Here is a 19217-nt window from a genome sequence, read left to right as displayed (position 1 = left end):
TTCTCCTAATAAGCTGTTTTAATGGATTATTTAGGAATCTTAAATTTATAAATCTTAAATTGTTTTTTCGGGATAATTTTTTTATCTAAATAAGTTATATTGAAGTAGAGGTGAACCATCGGTGAGGCAGGTGTTAGTAATTAAGAATGAAAGGTCTTTAGCGAAGAAAATCGTAAGCGGTCTAACGCAAGAAGGCTATTTCATTTTAAAACTTCACAATGAAAACGAAGGTTTAAATATAATATATGAACAAGATTGGGATATTATCGTATTGGATTGGGATTCATTAAGTATATCGGGACCGGAAATTTGCAGACAAATACGACTTGTTAAAACGACACCGATAATTATTGTGACCGACAATATTTCTAGCGAGGATTGCGTGGCAGGGCTACAAGCAGGTGCAGATGATTATATAAGAAAACCATTTGTGAAAGAAGAATTAGTAGCAAGGGTTCAAGCTATTTTAAGGAGAAGTGATTGTAACCAGCAAAATGAGACGAATTTTTTTCAGTTTAAAGATCTCTTTGTTGATGCATCTAGCAATATTGTGAAAAAAGGTGGCGAAAACCTCTCGCTTACTAAGCGCGAGTACGACTTACTTGTATTTTTAATCAAGAATAAAAACACAATATTAAGCCGTGAAATGCTTTTGAATCAAGTTTGGGGATATAACGTAGTAGTAAATCCAAATGTAGTAGATTTATATATTGGGTATGTAAGAAAAAAGTTAAAGTGCGAGAAGAAAGACAGATATATTCAAACGATACATGGTAGAGGTTATTCAATGATTGAATGATAAAATAAGGTAATAGAAAAAAGAGTAAAACTGTTTCATTCAGTTTTACTCTTTTTTCTATTGAATCTAATAATCAAATAGTTTCTTAGAAGTATTAAAAGACGTAAAAAAATGGATTATAAAAATATTAGCTATTAATGAGCGTGTTTTGTAGAGGAAATCATGATTAATCAACACGCCTGACTTCACATATTACTTTTGGTGCCTGATTTTATGAATTCACACCATTCACAAGATTTTCACAGAATTAATGGCTATACTAATTAACAGGATGTTCAAATGAAAATGATTATCAATAGCGATTCAATTGAATAAAAATTAATTTCTAATTCAATCTATGGATGTCATCATTTTCGAAATAAATTACACTATAAGGAGTATACATATGAAAAAATCTATGCTTTTAAAATTAGTGAGTATTCTAGCAATTTTTACTTTAATGTTAGTAGCTTGCTCAAATCCAAGTAATGATACTAAAGAGTCAAAAGCTAATAAAGATAATGGTAGTGATAAGACAAAAACGGTTGAAATCACTGATGCTCATGGAACTGTTAAAGTCCCTGTAAACCCAAAGAATGTAGTTGCTTTGGATAACAGAACTTTTGAAACTTTATCTGATTGGGGAATTAAATTAGCGGCTGCTCCAAAGGATATCATGCCTGCAGATTCAGCATATAAAAAGGATGATTCAGTTCAAAACATTGGAAATCACCGTGAACCAAATCTTGAAATTATTGCAGCTGCAAATCCTGAACTTGTAATCGTTGGTCAAAGATTTGCTGGTCATTACGAAGAAATCAAAAAATTAGTACCAAATGCAGCTGTTATTGATCTTAATGTTGATGTATCTGAGAAGGCTACTAAGCCTGGCGAAAACTTAGTAAAAGGACTTAAAGATTCTACAGTTACTTTAGGGAAAATCTTTGATAAAGATAAAGAAGCTAAAAAATTAGTAGCTGATTTTGATAAATCTATTGAAAACGCAAAATCTGCTTATAACGGAAAAGATAAAGTTATGAGTGTTATCGTTACTGGTGGGAATATCGGTTTTGCTGCGCCGCACTCTGGTCGTGTTTGGGGACCAATGTATGAAATTTTCGGTTGGACTCCAGCATTAGAAGTTTCAAATTCTACTGCAGGTCATAAAGGTGACGACGTTTCTGTTGAAGCTATTGCACAAACAAATCCTGATTGGATTTTCGTATTAGATCGTGATGCTGCAACATCTGATGCAGCCACTTCAGCTCCAGCTAAGGATGTTATTTCTAAATCACCTGCTCTTCAAAACACAACTGCTGTTTCTAAAAACCAGGTTATTTATGCACCAGAAGATACTTACACAAATGAATCAATTCAAACTTATATAGAGTTATTTGGAAATATTTCAAAAACTTTAGCTAAGTAGTGTAAAGGAGTACGAAGCAGTGTCAAAAAATATAATTTCTAGGGTTGAGAATATTTCTCAACCCCAGTTTTATAATCACAATAAATTATGGACAAAACCTTTTATAATAGCGATTATAGTTGTTCTAATTTTAGGGATTATATCACTGTTTACTGGAGTTTATGATATACGTGGACAAGAGGACGGAATGGAGATGTTTTTCATCACTCGTGTTCCAAGAACAGTTGCATTAATGCTTACTGGAGCTGCAATGGCGATGGCAGGGCTCGTAATGCAACTCATTACACAGAATCGCTTTGTTGAACCTACTACAACAGGGACTATTGAATGGTCAGGCTTAGGCCTGCTTTTTGTGTATTTACTATTTCCTGCCCCAACTTTAGTTCAAAGAATGACTGGTGCAATCATTTTTTCTTTTATAGGAACTATGATTTTTTTTCTATTTTTAAGAAGAGTTAAGCTTCGTTCGTCTTTAATTGTCCCGATTATTGGATTGATGCTTGGAGCAGTTATTTCTGCAGTGTCTACTTTTTTGGGACTCCTTTTTCAAAAGACGCAAAGTATTGAAACTTGGTTCGTAGGTTCATTTGCGAACGTTCAGGTAGGAAGATATGAATATTTATGGCTGATTGTTATCATTACTTTTCTTATTTTTATGTATGCTAATAGATTGACTTTAGCTGGACTAGGAGAAGATGTCGCAACAAGCCTTGGAGTTAATTACAATAGAATTGTTCTTTTTGGGACTGCTCTTATATCTGTTGCAGTTGGAATTGTTGCAGCTGTTATTGGACACTTACCTTTCTTAGGATTAATTGTGCCAAATATCGTTTCAATGTTTAGAGGTGATGATCTTAGGAGTAATTTACCTTGGGTTTGTGTGATCGGAATGGGGTCAATAACTGCCTGTGACATCATTTCTCGAACAATTATACAGCCTTTTGAATTACCTGTTTCTTTAATACTTGCAACAGTGGGAGCAGTCGTGTTTATTACTATTTTATTGAGACAAAGAAAACCAAGGAGGCTACGATGATCACATTAGAATATAGAAAAAAAGAAAATGTCGAAATCGATTCTAGCCTTCATAATGAAAGTAGATCAGCTAGCGCTTTTCGGTCTAAGAAGGAAGCAAGACGTTATTGGATTTTACTGATTACATTGATTGCTTTAGGTCTCCTTTCTTCATATGGACTTTTAGTTTATAACAATCCAGTTCCGATAGATTCACCTTCTTTTATCCCAGTCGTTAAGAGAAGGATAGTAGCTATTGTTGCAATGATTATCGCTGCAGTTTGCCATAGCTTGTCGACAGTTGCTTTCCAATCTATTACGAATAATAAAATTATTACTCCATCGCTTTTAGGTTTCGAATCACTTTATTCAGCAATTCAAACGAGTACAATATTCTTCTTTGGTGCTAGTGCATTAATAAATTTTAATGGAATTGGATCATTTTTATTCCAAGTTGTTGTTATGGTCTTCATGAGTTTGATACTTTATGGATGGTTACTTTCCGGTAAATACGGGAATTTACAACTTATGCTTTTAGTTGGAATTATTATTGGTACCGGGCTAAATTCAGTGTCAACTTTCATGAGAAAACTACTTGCGCCTTCAGAATTTGATATTTTACAAGCAAGATTATTTGGTTCTGTTAATCATGCAGATCCTGCATATTTTCCTATTGTAATTCCTATGATCATAATTGTAGCAGTATTAATTTTGGTTCATTCTAAGAATTTGAATGTTTTGTCACTAGGAAAAGATGTTGCTACTTCTTTTGGTGTTAAATATCAACCTAGTGTAATTTATACGCTTGTATTAGTAGCTATTTTGATGTCCATTTCAACAGCTCTAATTGGACCACTTACTTTCTACGGCTTTTTAGTAGCAACTTTGAGTTATCAGGCAGCGTCAACTTATGATCATAGATACATTTTTCCGATGGCTTTTGCTATAGGATTTTTAATAATGACGAGTGCATACTTTTTAATGTATCATGTATTCCATGCTCAAGGTGTAGTTTCAGTTATTATTGAATTATTTGGTGGAATCATATTCTTAACTATAGTTTTAAGGAAGAGGGCTTTATGATAAAAATTGATAATGTTAAAAAGTTCTATACTGATAAGGTGAAGATAGGACCTTTGGATATTGAAATACCAAAAGCAGGCTTTACTTCTTTAATTGGACCAAATGGCGCTGGAAAGTCTACGACACTTTTGATGATTGGAAGACTTTTAGATATGGATGAAGGTCAAATTCAGGTAGCAAATATGGATGTTTCTGAATCCAAATCAAAAGACTTAGCAAAAATTTTGACTATATTGCGACAAGAAAATCATTTTGTAACTAGGCTTACTGTTAGACAATTAGTTGGATTTGGGCGCTTTCCTTATTCAAAGGGAAGATTGACTAAAGAAGATGAGGTTATCATTTCTAAATATATCGATTTCTTAGATTTAACTAGTTTAGAGAATAGATATTTAGATGAGCTTTCTGGTGGTCAAAGACAAAGGGCATATGTAGCGATGGTATTGTGCCAAGAGACGGAATATGTACTTTTGGACGAACCTTTGAACAACCTTGATGTTGCTCGTTCTGTTCAAATGATGGAGCATTTGAGACGTGCAGCTAATGAATTTGGACGAACAATTTTGACTGTCATGCATGACATAAATTTTGCGGCTAAATACTCTGATAAAATTTGTGCTATGAAAGATGGACAAATTGCTGCTTTTGGAACAGTAGAAGAGGTTATGGATCCAACACTTTTGACAGATATTTTTGAAACAAAAATAGAAATTATTAATGGTCCTTATGGGCCAATAGCAGTTTATTAGTTATAAAATGTCTTGCGTAGATTATGCAAGACACTCTAGTTGAAGTTGCTGTCTATATTTTATAGGCAGCAACTTTTTTTATGTGATTACTCATAAAATGCAAAAGAATGCTTCACCTTTTCAAGTATGTACCAAACGAAAAAAATATCTCTGTATAACTTTTTAAAAGAATTCAGTTTGTTTTTGATATGTAATATTGCATATCAGAGTGTATTGATAAAAGTGTAAGGTGTCACTATAATGAGGGCATAAAGATAAACCACATTATCGTAGCAAGAAAAAGGAGGAAATAATATGGAAATCGCAATGGCAGTTTTAAAATTTGTAGGTGGCGTAATCCCGTTAATTCAAGAACTTTTAAAAGCATTTATGTAAGTTTATTAATTAGCTATCATTTATCAATCATTATCATATTTTACTAAAAAAAGAACGGGGTTATTTTTCTGAATATTAAGAAAAACACTAAAAGAAGAAAGTTCCTTGCATGTTTATTAGTTAGTTTATGCACTATTAATTATTCATCTATTTCCTTCGCAGAAACACAAGCAAGCAATGTAACTGATGTAACTAAAAATGCTAGTGGCATTGATACTGGTATAGCAAATCTTAAATATAATAATCAAGAGGTTTTAGCTGTAAATGGTGATAAAGTAGAGAGTTTTGTTCCGAAAGAAAGTATCAATTCAAATGGTAAATTTGTAGTAGTGGAACGCGAGAAAAAATCACTTACAACGTCACCGGTCGATATTTCAATTATTGATTCTGTAGTGAATCGCACGTATCCAGGAGCTGTACAACTTGCAAATAAAGCTTTTGCAGACAATCAACCGAGTTTATTAGTGGCTAAGAGAAAGCCTTTGAATATTAGTATAGACTTACCTGGCATGAGAAAAGAAAATACAATCACTGTTCAAAATCCGACATATGGTAATGTAGCTGGAGCAGTAGACGATTTAGTATCTACTTGGAATGAAAAGTATTCTACAACACATACGTTACCTGCAAGAATGCAGTATACAGAATCTATGGTTTATAGTAAATCACAAATCGCAAGTGCTCTTAATGTTAACGCTAAATATCTTGATAACAGTCTAAACATTGATTTTAATGCGGTTGCAAATGGAGAGAAGAAAGTGATGGTAGCGGCATATAAGCAAATATTTTATACGGTAAGTGCTGAACTACCTAACAATCCATCCGATCTTTTTGATAATAGTGTTACTTTTGACGAGTTAACTCGTAAAGGTGTAAGTAATTCGGCTCCACCTGTTATGGTTTCAAATGTAGCTTATGGTAGAACCGTTTATGTAAAATTAGAAACAACATCTAAGAGTAAAGATGTACAAGCTGCTTTTAAAGCCTTACTTAAGAATAACAGCGTCGAAACGAGTGGACAGTATAAAGATATTTTTGAAGAAAGTACCTTTACTGCTGTAGTATTAGGCGGAGATGCGAAAGAGCATAACAAGGTTGTTACTAAAGATTTCAATGAAATCCGAAATATCATTAAAGATAATGCTGAATTAAGTCTTAAAAATCCAGCATATCCAATTTCATATACAAGCACTTTCTTAAAAGATAATGCAACTGCCGCTGTTCATAACAATACAGATTATATTGAGACGACAACTACAGAATATTCAAGTGCTAAAATGACACTTGATCATTACGGTGCTTACGTTGCTCAATTTGATGTATCTTGGGATGAATTCACATTTGACCAAAAGGGTAACGAAGTACTAACACATAAAACATGGGATGGTAGCGGAAAAGACAAAACGGCTCATTACTCTACAGTTATCCCTCTTCCACCGAACTCAAAAAATATAAAAATTGTAGCAAGAGAATGTACAGGTCTTGCATGGGAATGGTGGAGAACAATTATTAATGAACAAAACGTTCCATTAACAAATGAAATAAAAGTTTCAATTGGAGGAACAACATTATATCCAACTGCTAGTATTAGTCATTAGTTATAAAAAAAGCGCCCTATAAGTAGGGCGCTTTTTACTCTTTCCAAAATTGTTCTAATAGAATGACAAGCATGGTACCCACAAGTAAGCCATTACTTAAAACATATTGTAAGGAAGAAGGAACTCCGCTAAATGCACTTTCTGGAAGAAACAATATTCCCAAACTGATTAATAATGAAATTCCTAATATAGTTAATCGGCGTTGATTTAAATCTTCACGTAAAATGGATTGAAATGAAATGCCTATTACTTGGACAAATGTAGCTAAAAGTGCAGCATTAGCAATAGGTCCTGGTAGCAAGGATATAAAGTTTACAATTGAGGGAATAAAAGAAATTCCTGCTAATATAAGACTTGCTATAAGGAACGACTTCACTTTTCTTTGTCCTGTTAGTTGGATAAATCCTGCTGATGCAGGTAATGGTACAATTCCAATTGTAGAGAACAACGACGAGATAATATGTGATATACCTCCGACCCATACACCACGGTTCAGTGTTTGCTTTTCATTTTCTTTAGATAATGGAGCCACTTGTTTTACAGCCGAAATAGCAGCGATTGTATTTGCAACTAAAAGAAATGTAAATAAAGTTGCAGTTAGAGTCATTCCAATATCGAATCTAGGTGTGCCCCAAGCAAATATCTCTGGTAACTTAACTAGCGTTGTATGCGAAGGGATATGAGATGATTTTCCTAATACTGCATACAAAAGCCAACCACATGAAATTCCAAGTAACACAGCGTAACTTTTCATCCATCCTTTCCCTTTAATTGATAAGAAAGTAATAAGGGCAAAAACAAAGAGAGCAATAGTAGCTGTTGTATAGTCAGGATGGGTTGCAGATCCTTGTAATCCTATCATTCCTTTTAGTAACACACCACTAAGCTGAAGAGATAATATTAAAAGAAAGGTTCCTGTAACCAAGGGTGTAAATAAGCGTAAGATTCGATGAACAAGCCCTGTTATACCAAGAAAGAAGAGTAATATACCTGCAATAATTAATCCGCCTTCTAAAAGTTGCAATACGTCTTTTGCACTTTGTCCCTGATGCATAGCGACTTGTCCCAATATGACAAATATACTTACCCATGAACCGGCTGGCCCGTCCGCAATGGGGTAACGATGCCCAAACCACGCTTGTAGAAACGAACTTACTCCCACGACTAAAAAAGTTCGCTGCATTAATGTTGAGACATCCTCTATTTGTAAATGGAATATGCCACCAATAATGATAGGTAACGCAATTGCATTTGCTAATAGAAACACAAACCATTGTAGAATACTAAAACTCGTATCAAAGTGTTTTTTATTCATATTATTCTCCTTTGCCGAAAAAGAATCTCATAGTAAAAATCCATCCTTTCTACACAGTTAGATTAAAAAGGATGGATTTATTAAATCTATAAAATTATTTTAATTATATAGATAGATTTTTAATTAATTACCATGTACGGAATGGTAAGAATTTCCCATTAAGTGTAATCACGATACGAGGATCGCCACCTTTTGGATCTTCTTGTGTATCCACACCTAGGTTGAAGTTAATCGCACTCATTACACCTTCGCCGGCTTTTTCTAAGATTAACTCTCTAATAGTTGGTGCATATTGTAACATCATTTCATATAAACGATATGCAATCGGGTCCGTAGGAGGCATTTCCATCACTTGGCCGCGAAGTGGAACTACTGTTAATGCTTGAACTACTTTTTCATCTAATTCTAATAGTTTACCAATTTTTTCTGCTTCTGGACGTGTCATTGTAGCTTGTCCTAATAACGCTGTTACAACCCAAGTCTCAGAGTGTTCACTTACTTTTGCAATTTCTTCCCAAGTTAACCCTTTTTCAATTTTTGCCGCTAAAATTTTTTGCGTAGCTTCTTGTCTATTCATATCTAATACTTGTTTTTTCATATCTCATAACTTCCCTTCATATACGTGATAATTATTATTTTGTTTTACTATTTAACGCTTTATATCCATCAACCACTACATCTAATTTACCTGTGTGAGGGTCAATAACTAAACCATGTACAGGAACATCTTTTGGGATAAGTGGATGATTTCTTACTAAATCAACATTAGCTTGCGTTGAGTCGCAAACATCATCGAATCCGAATAACCATTTTTCAAGGTCAATACCAGCATATTCAATCGCTGATAAAATTTCTGATGAAGCTACTCCGCGATCTAATATTTTTTGAAGTGTTCCTTTTGGATTCGTTTGGCTCGCGCCACATCTATGGTGTCCAATAAGGAAGATTTCATCTGCATTTAAATCGTATACTGATGCTACAACACTTTGCATAACACTATCGAAAGCAGAAGCAATTTTACCACCTGCATTTCTGATAACCTTTGCATCACCATCGTGTATATCTAAAGCTTTTGGAAGTAGCTCAATTAAACGAGCATCCATGCAAGAAACAACAACCATACGTTTTTTAGGCATTTTTGTCGCTTCACGAGGAGCGTATTCCTTATTTTCTACAAAATGTTCATTGAACGATAGAATTTCTTGTAATAACATATTTGTAACCTCCTTTAAATCTAGATGTATTTTTTTGTTGTGTCCTCTGTGTTATAAGTAAATATAGCTGATAAATAATGTGATGTAAGAGGATAAACTAAGTATAGTGAATTGTATCGATAAGCAGAATAAGTTGGCGAAACACTTTCGGGCTTTCTACTTTCACGGTGAAAGGATTGGTTTATATCATTGATCAAACAGATTTTGAGATACTGAAATTATTAGGAGAAAACTCAAGAATACAATGGAAAGAACTTGGCCAAAAAATACATATGACGGGGCAAGCTGTAGGAAATCGAATTCGAAGATTAGAGGATTTAGGGATTATTGAACAGTATACAATTGCAATAAACCGAATCAAATTAGGACAAGTAGTGACTGCATTTGTTACTTTGTTCGTAACAACAGCTAATCACCAAGAGTTTATGAATTTCTTTCAAGGAGAAGAAGGGATTTCTGAAGTACACCGTATAAGTGGTGAGGGGTGTTATTTATTAAAAACACATTTTGCTTCCAACGAAGACTTAGATAACTTTCTAGGACGACTATTAAAATACGGGAACTATCGTGTTAACTTATCAATAGGAAAGTTGAAATAAGGTTTCTTTTCTTTGGAGGAGATAGTAACGTTATTTGCTAAACTTTATTTGTATAGAGATAATGAAGTCGTTTAATGTTTATCTTAAATAGTCAGAGCCTTACTACAATTTATGTGTAGTAAGGCTTTTTAAAGTTGTTATATTCAACAATTAAGCTGAAGTGTTGAGGGGGGATATGAGACGATTTCTTTCAAGAGAATCATAAATGATTTTGTCTTAAGGAAGATCTTGCAACTCAGTACAGGATCTTTAATTAAACGTTTTTAAAAGCTAAATTGTGGTTTCATATCCCCTTTATAAGGTTCATGTTCAACGAATATAGTTATATCCTTACCAGCTTGGTCTTTACCAGTTCTTTTATACGTAAATTTATTCTTATTTAGTTCAGTAAGTTCAAGAGCAGCACCATATTTATTATTTCCAATTGAAACATGGGCTCTTATTTTATTTTCATGTACAACATCGAAGTAGCCATAATCACCGCGGCTTTGACCTGTTTCGCTATTGAAGAACTCATATTTATTAGATTTGTCATCAAATTTTGCTAGACTTATAAAATTCGAATTAAATTGTGTTACATCGTTACCAGCTTCGTCTAATACCTTTGTTCCGTGCCAAAGGGTACCGCCTAAAATTTTATCTCCATCAACATTTTTAACAATATCTCCTGTAGTCGTGTTCAGCTGCTTGTCCGGATCAGTGAAAGAAAGTTCTTTTTCTTTATATGGAACATGTTCAACGAAAACTTCTACATCTTTACCGTTAGCGTCTTTCCCCATTCGTTTATAAGTAAATACATTTTTATTTAGTTTTGTCATGTCAACGACAGCATGATACTTCATTGATTCTGAAATTAATATTCTCTTCTTCCCATCATTTGTGACAAAGAAAGTTCCTTTATCGCCACGACTTGCACCTGTTTTAGCATCAAAAAATTCATATCTGCCTGACTTCGCATCATATTTTGCAAGACCAATGAAGTTTGCATTCTCTTTTGTTAAGTCATTCTTATCTTTGTCATACACTCGTGTACCTTGCCAATTTGTCTTGCTAAGAATATTAGCCATTTTTTGCCCTTTAGTTAATTTATTTTCCTTTTTTGTTTCTTTAGCAACTTGTTCTTGTTTTTGTTTCCCATGATTTTCTTCAGCTTTAGTACCAGCACACCCTGTTAATGCTAATGTGAATCCGAGCAGTATGGATGATAGTGCTTTTGTTTTTTTGTTCATGTTTTATCGTCTCCTTATTTTAGTACGGTTTGCGATTATAGTAGCAGTGCGTCATATATGAACTTAGTTGCTACGTTTCTTATGTTAATACCCGACTATAAACTGCCTCTAAATAAAACATTAAAAAAAGATAAACTAATTCCTAAAAAATGTTCATATTTATAAAAAATCGCTAGCTTGTTGTAGTGCCTACGAGTAATCCAAAAAATACATTGTAAAGAAGAAGGAAAGCCACTAACAATAATGTAATTGCTAATAGAGCTAATCGATTGTAGTGCAAAACTTTTGAGAAAAACTGTAGGGGAAATGAAGCTTTTATAGAATTCGTTTCGTATAGGAAGGGGGATGTCCATGTTTGATTCAACAGATTTTAAGATTATACAATTACTACAAGAAAACGCTAGAATGAACTGGAAGGAAATTGGGGAGATAGTACATTTGACTGGTCAGGCTGTTGGGAAGCGAATTAATAAATTAGAAGAGGCAGGTGTCATTCAAAAATATACGATAAATATTGACAGGGCTAAGCTAGAAGGATCTATTATGACCTTTGTTACACTATTTTTGCATGCACCGCATTATCATAATCAAATTCAAAATTTTTTTGAAAAAACGGACGTAATTACTGAAATGTATCGTATAAGCGGCGATGGGTGCTATGTCATGACTCTTCATACATCTTCGCATCAGCAATTAGAAGAGACTCTTGCAGATGTTTTACATTATGGTGATTATCGTATAAATACTGTCATTAAGATGATGGAAAAAAAGAAAGAATAAGATACTTATCCTTTCTTTTTTCATATGGAACTGTAATTCTTTATTTGCTTTTGGTTATAAAACAGTTTGCTGACATGACTGTTGCATAAATATCACCAAACTCTAATGCACTCATGAACGATTGATGAGCGTGTACTGCGGGGATTAGATTTCCTTGAAATTCTAAATCTTTTGTTGTACAAGCATCTTCAATTACAATACATTGAAATCCGAAGTCACTGGCAGCGCGTACTGTTGCATCAATACATACATGAGTCATCATACCGCAAATGACTAGTTGATCTATTTTTTCTGTCTTTAATGTTTCTAATAAATTTGTTCTTAAAAAACTGTTAGGGTGATGTTTTTGAATGACTCTTTCGTTAGCAATCGGTTGTACATCATCATAAATTTGAACACCTACTGTATCGGGTAAGAAGAAAGTAGCCCCTTCGTTGTTCGCAATATGTTGTACGTGAATAACTGTTTTATGCTTTTCGCGAAATACTCTCAAAACTTCTTTCGCTTTTTGTGCGGCTTTTTCAGGTTGATGTAATTCCATATTGCCACCTTCAAAGTAATCATTTTGTATGTCGACTAATAGTAACGCTTCGTTCATAGTTAATCCCCCCACATATATTTGTACAGTACGTTGTTTGTACTGTACCGTTATTATATAAAGTGTAGGTATGCGGAAGTAATAGCGTTATGAAACGATTTTAACGTATATAGTTTCATTGTGAAAAAGGTGAAAGTTGGTATAGGCACAAATGGATTTTGTGGAATTCACGGCAAAGTTATAGGTAGAGTGGCGTTGTAGGATAAAAACCATAACTTTGCTGGAGGATCGGGTTATGGTTTTTTTTATGAGGAAATGCGATTTTAAGTTTTTGCTGAAGATGTTTTTCTAGGATATGCTGTGAGTGATTGAAGTGAGGTAGTGTCGGATATTGTCGACCGATCGATATATTAGAAAAATCGTTGATATATTGTGAGTTATGATAGATATATTGGAAAAATCGTTGATATATTGCTAGTTGTGATAGATATATTGAAAAAATCGTTGATATATTTGTAAAGGGGTGTTTGAGGTGATTGTGAAAGAAAGAAAAATACCGATTTATATAAGACAGTTAGAAGCGCTTCTTAGAAGGTTACCTGTATATCATCCGAAACGAAATATAATTGGAGAAAACTTGGCAAAACACATGGCGGGGTATAAAGGGGAGCAAGCGATTGATTATCCACTTAGTTTTATTTCTGAGAAAGAGTACAGTGTTTTACATGATGTTCGCTTATCTAATCATGATCAATACTTTCAAATTGATACTATTATCATTTCCACAAAGTTTCTTCTGTTTCTTGAGATAAAAAATATAGCAGGTACATTAATATTTGATACAAAGTTTAATCAACTTATCCGAATAACAGAAGGAAATTCAGAGGGATTTCCAGACCCTGTTTTACAAATAAAAAGGCAGGAAATACAACTTAAAAAATGGTTAAGCTTACATGGATTTTCTTCTAGTCTTCCAATCGAGTCCCTCGTTGTTATTAGCTCGCCTCGTACCATTATAAAATCTTCAGATGACAATCTTCTTCATACAATTATTCATAGTGCAAATCTACCTCATAAAATAAAGTGGTTTGAAAGTAAATATAAGAAAAAAGTTATAGATAATGTAGATAGGCTCATTCATCAAATAATAGCGGAGCATTCTCCACTTCAACAAAATATACTTGAGCAATATAAAATAGAAAAAGAGGAGTTGCTAAATGGAGTACAATGTGAGAAATGCTTAGTTATTCCAATGGTTAAAGTTAAGAAGGGGTGGCGTTGTACAAGTTGTAAAGATTTTTCAAAAGTGGCACATGAGGGTGCTATACGAGATTATGCATTGCTCATTAGTAAGACATGTACGAACGGTAATTTGAAAGAGTTTCTCCATGTTTCGTCAGGTATGGTTGTAAACAGAATTCTCCACACACTAAATCTGGCCTATACTGGCAACAACAAAGGACGAATATATGATTTAACTTCTTTCCAATCGTAATTTTGCTATAATAAATAAGTACTTATACGAAGGGGAGTTTAAAGATAAAATGAAGTCGTTTAATATCGATCATGTTATAGCTAGTATTTTGCAATGGATATTAAATATAGCTTTAATTATATTATCCATTGTGTTATCGATTTTCTTAGTGAATGAGACGATCACGTTTGTGCAGTATATTTTTTCGTCAAAAGAGTATACGTCTTATAAATTGGTTGAAAGTATCATCGTCTATTTCTTATACTTCGAGTTCATTGCATTAATTATTAAGTATTTTAAATCGAATTATCATTTCCCGTTACGTTATTTTATTTATATCGGAATTACGGCTTTAATTCGGTTGATTATTGTGTCTCATGAGGAACCGATGGAGACGTTATTATACGCAGGAGCAATTCTTGTTTTAGTTATTGCTTTATACATATCGAATATGAGAGATTTGAGAAAAGAGTAGTAGTGCAGACGTAAGTTTGCACTACTTTTTTATGTGGAATTTTCCACCCTATGATTTTGGGGCTGTAATCAAATGAATAGTGTCAGGACATTCTAATTTATAAGTTACTTTGTTGTCTTCAATATCTTTCTTTATCTTTTGACATGTAGTATTCGAATATTGTATCTCTTGGTTTTCATTATGTTTCTCATTTGTTTTTGTGTAGTCGACATCATAATAGACGGAGGTAGATTCCTTTTCTTTTTTTACAGTTAAATCAATAATAATAGGCTCGTTCTTGTTATTAAATTTAGTAATTCTAACTGAATCGTCTTTATTTGAATTATAGTTTTTTACGAAAGTATCTAATTTCTCTATGTTATAAACTTCATCGTTTTTCTCAATAATATCACCACGTTTTTTGGAAGCCTCAAAAGTATATGTCTCGTTTTTATCGTTTTTTTGCTCATTATTAGTACAACCAATAAGAGTAAATAAGGCTAATGAGATTACAGATAACGCATATTTTCTATATTGTATTCTCATAGATTCAGCTCCTTTTCTTAATTTTTAACGATGATATATTTATAATTTTATTTTATCTTAATGAGCTTTTTGGAAAGCAAAAAGACTGTTCTTTTTTCGTTAAGTTACTGTAAATACCTACATTCTTTATTAATTAGTTATAAATTTCGGCATAATATTTTTACATTAGTTTTTACATCTTGACCTTCAAGTTGCTTGAAAGTTTACAATGAAATTAGGGCGTTTGAAATCGAAAAAAATTGAGAAATTAAGTGAAGAGGTTTCTTTTACTTGGAGGTTATAGGAATGAATCAGGAATTGAAGTTACGTCCATTAGAACGAGAAGATTTAAAGTTTGTACACGAACTGAATAATAATGCCCATATTATGTCGTATTGGTTTGAAGAGCCGTATGAGGCATTTGTGGAGCTGCAGGATTTATACGATAAACATATACATGATCAAAGTGAACGACGATTTATCGTTGAGAAAAATAATGAGATGGTTGGATTGGTCGAGTTAGTGGAAATCGATTATATTCACCGAAGAACTGAATTCCAAATTATTATTGATCCTAATTATCAAGGGCATGGCTACGCAGCAGAAGCGACGCGTTTAGCGATGGATTATGCTTTCGCTGTATTAAATATGCATAAGATTTATTTAGTTGTGGATAAAGAAAATGAGAAAGCAGTCCATGTGTATAAAAAGGTTGGATTTATAGTGGAAGGCGAGCTTTTAGACGAGTTTTTCGTTGATGGTAACTATCATAATGCGATAAGAATGTGTATGTTCCAGAAGGAATATTTTAAAAATAAGTAGTTGAATGATTTGGAGGTAATGTTGACGCTTCGTAAAACTGTATGCTAAAATCCCTTTTAAGTATTAAGGAAGGTGCAGAACATGCTTTATATAAAATTTGTAAAACTCATTAGAAAACTTTGCTCCGCACAAATGTATACGGTGAAGCGTTGTACGGAGCTTAATCAAGGGGCATAAATCCCTATATTCATCGACTGAATAACTTTTCTAAAAAAGTATAGTTTATCTATGCTTATTTGGTTATGGTTTTTCAGTTGATGTATAAAATAGATTAAGGGGCCATAGACAATGCTTTGTCTATGGCCCTTTGTGTATATTATTCCGATGAGTATTTACTGTAAATTGGAGTAGTATAGGAAAAACCACGAAGCAGAGGGCTAGTGTCGAATGACGCTATCTCTCTGCTTTTTTTAATTTCAGGAAAAGAGGAATAAAAATGAGTTTACTTAAAGTTGAAAGTTTATCACATAGTTTTATTGATAAAGTATTATATGAAAATGCTTCTTTTGATTTGCATAAAGGCGAGCATATGGGAATTGTTGGACAGAATGGTGCAGGGAAAAGCACATTAATGAAAATATTGGTGGGAGAAATTATTTCTGATAAGGGAGACATAAAGTGGCAACCCAATATTCAAATTGGACATCTTGATCAATACGCAGAAATTGATGAGGGTTATACCATTTCACAATATGTAAAGAGAGCCTTTTATGATTTGTATGAAATGGAAAAGAGAATGAACAAGTTATATGAAGAAAGTGCGATGACTGGAGGTGAGAATCAACTATTGAAAGCAGCTGAAATACAAGAACAGCTTGAGGCTCGTGATTTTTATTCAGTAGACAGCGTAATAAATAAGGTGGCAGCCGGTTTAGGTATTGATGCGATTGGGATGGATCGTGTTATTGGTGAATTAAGCGGAGGGCAGCGTGCAAAGGTAATTTTAGCAAAGCTTTTATTAGAAGAGCCTACTATTTTATTACTAGATGAACCGACGAATTTTCTCGATAAGGAGCATGTGGAGTGGCTTGCTAATTATTTAATGAATTTTGAAGGAGCGTTTATTGTCGTATCACATGATTTTGATTTTCTGGAAAAGGTAACTTCTTGCATATGTGATGTAGAGTTCGGAACGGTTAAGAAGTATTACGGAAAATACTCAGATTTTGTAAGACAAAAGGAGCATTTGCGAAAAGATTATATTCGCCAATATTATGCACAGCAAAAGAAAATTGAAAAAACGGAAGAGTATATTCGTAGAAATATTGCTGGGGTGAATTCAAAAATAGCGCAAGGTCGTCGAAAACAATTGGAGCGTATGGAAAGAATTGCGCCACCAAGTTTTACTCATAAACCGTCTATTCATTTTCAGGAACTTCCCATTTCAGTTCAGACAGTTTTTGAAGTAAATAACCTTGAAGTTGGTTACGACTTCGCTCTCTTACCAAAGTTGAATTTTTCAGTAATGGGTGGGCAAAAACTTGTTATTACAGGTTTCAATGGAGTAGGGAAATCTACTTTATTAAAAACAATCGTTGGAAATATTGCTAGTATTTCTGGAGAGTTTCACTTTTCAGAGCAACTAAAGATTGGATATTATGAGCAAGATTTAAATTGGAGCAATGATTCTTTAACGCCGCTTCAAATTATTTCAGAGCAGTTTCCTAAACTGAATATGAAGGAAATACGCCATCATTTAGCTGCGTGTGGTGTGAAGGATACGCACGTTTCGCAAGAAATTCGTACGTTAAGTGGTGGTGAACAATCGAAGGTGAAACTGTGCGGATTATTACTATCACCTTGTAACTTCTTAATTTTAGATGAGCCGACAAATCATTTAGATGCAGAAGCGAAGGAAGCTTTGCAAAAGGCGCTAATTCAGTTTAAGGGCAGCATTATACTCGTATCTCACGAAGCGAGTTTTTATCTTGATTGGGCAGATAGCATCTTTGATATAGAGACAGGATTAGTTAAGGGGGTGTGAAACATATGAGTGAAAACAATTGGAAAACGAAAATTATATTATTTTTGACCGCTCAAACTATTTCGTTGTTCGGTTCCTCTCTCGTGCAATACGCGATTATATGGTATATCACCCTTACAACATCATCAGGAGTGATGTTGACCATTTCAACTGTTTGCGGTTTCCTACCACAAATTGCGATATCTTTGTTTGCAGGTGTTTGGATTGATCGTTATGACCGTAAAAAGATGATTATGTTATCGGATGGGATTATAGCGATTGCGACGTTAGTTTTAGCAATTTTATTTTTAACAGGATATAAAAGTATTTGGTTACTTTTTATTGTGTTACTCATTCGTTCAGCTGGAACAGGAGTACAAACGCCAGCTGTGAATGCATTAATTCCGCAAATCGTTCCGAAAGAGTATCTTATGAAAGTAAATGGAATAAATAGCAGTATTACATCTTTAATTATGTTTCTTTCTCCAGCAGCAAGTGCTGCGATTCTTTCTATTGCCAGCATTGAAACAACATTTTTTATTGATGTTATTACGGCTATGATTGGAATTAGTATTATGCTTATCATTCAAGTAGAGGGACATGTGAATGCAGAGAATAAGCAAAAATCTAATCTACAAGGAATTAAAGAAGGATTCTCTTATTTAAAAGAAAATGTATTTATTAAAAGGCTAATCGTTTTATTGATTATCGTCATGATTTTAATAAGTCCAGCTGCTTTTTTAACACCTTTAATGGTAACTCGTTCTTTCGGGGCTGAAATGTGGAGACTTACTGCTAGTGAGATGACCTTTAGTGCGGGTGCGGCAGCTGGTGGCGTATTGATTGCGGCGTGGGGTGGCTTTCGTAATCGTATGTATACAACAGCGCTAGCTTGTGCATTATATGGACTGCTTATGATTGGACTCGGAATAGCACCGATATTTATTATGTATTTAGTATTTAATTTTTTAATTGGTATAACAATGCCGTGCTTCAATACACCAGTTACTGTGTTATTGCAGGAGAAAGTAGAACCATCGATGCACGGACGGATGTTCAGCCTTGTACAAATTGCGAATTCATGCGCGCTTCCTTTAGGAATGATAATATTTGGTCCGTTGTCGGATATGTTTAGTGTAGAGATTTTGTTAATTTATGCTGGGATATTCGTGTTATTTTGCGCAATGTATATTGTATTAAGCAAGAGGTTTGAAGTGTAAATATTTATAATTTAGAAGGTTTGTGAAGGAATTTAATATGCTTCGCAAACCTTTTTGTTAT

19 protein-coding genes are annotated in these 19217 nt (G+C 33.7%); 13 read left to right on the top strand and 6 right to left on the bottom strand.

The features are described 5' to 3' along the window. Window positions 1–121: 121 nt before the first annotated feature. From DOS87_RS27745 to alo, 6 genes are all read left to right on the top strand, one after another. A complete protein-coding gene (locus DOS87_RS27745) occupies window positions 122–799 on the top strand; it encodes a response regulator transcription factor (protein WP_001250260.1) in 678 nt (225 codons plus the stop codon). Between the two features lie 385 nt (window positions 800–1184). Next, on the top strand, window positions 1185–2204 hold the full coding sequence (locus DOS87_RS27740) for a siderophore ABC transporter substrate-binding protein (RefSeq protein ID WP_000749440.1): 1020 nt from the start codon (window positions 1185–1187) through the stop codon (window positions 2202–2204). A gap of 19 nt (window positions 2205–2223) precedes the next feature. After that, entirely contained in the window at window positions 2224–3240 is a 1017-nt protein-coding gene (locus DOS87_RS27735; RefSeq protein ID WP_000041823.1) for an ABC transporter permease, read from the top strand. Next, entirely contained in the window at window positions 3237–4301 is a 1065-nt protein-coding gene (locus tag DOS87_RS27730) for an iron chelate uptake ABC transporter family permease subunit (protein WP_016078160.1), read from the top strand. The genes DOS87_RS27735 and DOS87_RS27730 overlap by 4 nt, the downstream gene beginning before the upstream one ends. Beyond that, window positions 4298–5050, top strand: a complete 753-nt coding sequence (locus DOS87_RS27725; protein WP_000590056.1) for an iron ABC transporter ATP-binding protein — start codon at window positions 4298–4300, stop codon at window positions 5048–5050. Before DOS87_RS27730 ends, DOS87_RS27725 begins: the two co-directional genes overlap by 4 nt. 443 nt (window positions 5051–5493) lie before the next feature. Beyond that, a complete protein-coding gene (gene alo, locus DOS87_RS27720; RefSeq protein WP_151524808.1) occupies window positions 5494–7023 on the top strand; it encodes an anthrolysin O/cereolysin O family cholesterol-dependent cytolysin Alo in 1530 nt (509 codons plus the stop codon). Window positions 7024–7057: 34 nt separating this feature from the next. On the opposite strand, the gene DOS87_RS27715 is transcribed toward alo, so the two are convergent. The 3 genes from DOS87_RS27715 to DOS87_RS27705 form a co-directional block, all read right to left on the bottom strand. Continuing rightward, a complete protein-coding gene (locus DOS87_RS27715) occupies window positions 7058–8338 on the bottom strand; it encodes a purine/pyrimidine permease (protein WP_208730157.1) in 1281 nt (426 codons plus the stop codon). Window positions 8339–8465: 127 nt separating this feature from the next. Beyond that, window positions 8466–8915 carry a cyanase gene (cynS, locus tag DOS87_RS27710; protein ID WP_041488180.1) on the bottom strand — a complete coding sequence of 150 codons (450 nt, stop codon included), beginning with the start codon at window positions 8913–8915 and terminating at the stop codon, window positions 8466–8468. Window positions 8916–8970: 55 nt separating this feature from the next. After that, window positions 8971–9552 (bottom strand): beta-class carbonic anhydrase, encoded by a 582-nt coding sequence (locus DOS87_RS27705; RefSeq protein WP_000926482.1) that lies wholly within the window; start codon window positions 9550–9552, stop codon window positions 8971–8973. Window positions 9553–9719: 167 nt separating this feature from the next. Between DOS87_RS27705 and DOS87_RS27700 the strand changes: the two genes are divergently transcribed. After that, a complete protein-coding gene (locus DOS87_RS27700) occupies window positions 9720–10151 on the top strand; it encodes an Lrp/AsnC family transcriptional regulator (protein WP_002008929.1) in 432 nt (143 codons plus the stop codon). 263 nt (window positions 10152–10414) lie between these two features. On the opposite strand, the gene DOS87_RS27695 is transcribed toward DOS87_RS27700, so the two are convergent. Then, window positions 10415–11380, bottom strand: a complete 966-nt coding sequence (locus DOS87_RS27695; protein ID WP_208730156.1) for a DUF4822 domain-containing protein — start codon at window positions 11378–11380, stop codon at window positions 10415–10417. 351 nt (window positions 11381–11731) lie between these two features. Here DOS87_RS27695 and DOS87_RS27690 point away from each other — a divergent pair, with 351 nt between their 5' ends. Then, complete coding sequence (locus tag DOS87_RS27690; protein ID WP_225986878.1) at window positions 11732–12160, top strand: Lrp/AsnC family transcriptional regulator; 429 nt, start codon at window positions 11732–11734, stop codon at window positions 12158–12160. 40 nt (window positions 12161–12200) lie between these two features. Here DOS87_RS27690 and DOS87_RS27685 read toward each other — a convergent pair whose 3' ends face one another. Next, a complete protein-coding gene (locus tag DOS87_RS27685; RefSeq protein ID WP_151618829.1) occupies window positions 12201–12758 on the bottom strand; it encodes a cysteine hydrolase family protein in 558 nt (185 codons plus the stop codon). Window positions 12759–13236: 478 nt separating this feature from the next. Here DOS87_RS27685 and DOS87_RS27680 point away from each other — a divergent pair, with 478 nt between their 5' ends. Together DOS87_RS27680 and psiE are read left to right on the top strand one after the other, a co-directional pair. After that, the gene (locus DOS87_RS27680) at window positions 13237–14193 is read left to right on the top strand and encodes a nuclease-related domain-containing protein (protein WP_151618838.1); all 957 of its coding nucleotides are present in this window, start codon (window positions 13237–13239) and stop codon (window positions 14191–14193) included. 49 nt (window positions 14194–14242) lie between these two features. Further along, window positions 14243–14647: a phosphate-starvation-inducible protein PsiE gene (gene psiE, locus DOS87_RS27675; RefSeq protein WP_000834707.1), complete on the top strand. Its 405-nt coding sequence runs from the start codon at window positions 14243–14245 to the stop codon at window positions 14645–14647. 48 nt (window positions 14648–14695) lie between these two features. On the opposite strand, the gene DOS87_RS27670 is transcribed toward psiE, so the two are convergent. Next, on the bottom strand, window positions 14696–15172 hold the full coding sequence (locus tag DOS87_RS27670; RefSeq protein WP_001222628.1) for a DUF4362 domain-containing protein: 477 nt from the start codon (window positions 15170–15172) through the stop codon (window positions 14696–14698). Between the two features lie 285 nt (window positions 15173–15457). Between DOS87_RS27670 and speG the strand changes: the two genes are divergently transcribed. The 3 genes from speG to DOS87_RS27655 all read left to right on the top strand — a co-directional run bounded on the left by speG (window position 15458) and on the right by DOS87_RS27655 (window position 19156). Further along, window positions 15458–15973, top strand: coding sequence for a spermidine N1-acetyltransferase (gene speG / locus DOS87_RS27665; RefSeq protein ID WP_016099169.1), 516 nt, complete (start codon window positions 15458–15460; stop codon window positions 15971–15973). Between the two features lie 436 nt (window positions 15974–16409). Beyond that, the gene (locus DOS87_RS27660) at window positions 16410–17957 is read left to right on the top strand and encodes an ABC-F family ATP-binding cassette domain-containing protein (RefSeq protein ID WP_098425143.1); all 1548 of its coding nucleotides are present in this window, start codon (window positions 16410–16412) and stop codon (window positions 17955–17957) included. A 5-nt stretch (window positions 17958–17962) separates the two neighbouring features. Continuing rightward, window positions 17963–19156, top strand: coding sequence for an MFS transporter (locus DOS87_RS27655; RefSeq protein WP_016513211.1), 1194 nt, complete (start codon window positions 17963–17965; stop codon window positions 19154–19156). Window positions 19157–19217 lie beyond the last annotated feature (61 nt).

The organism is Bacillus sp. CR71, assembly GCF_003429245.1.
Taxonomy (GTDB): Bacteria; Bacillota; Bacilli; order Bacillales; family Bacillaceae_G; genus Bacillus_A; species Bacillus_A thuringiensis_S.
This window is presented reverse-complemented; position numbering and strand designations above follow the sequence as displayed.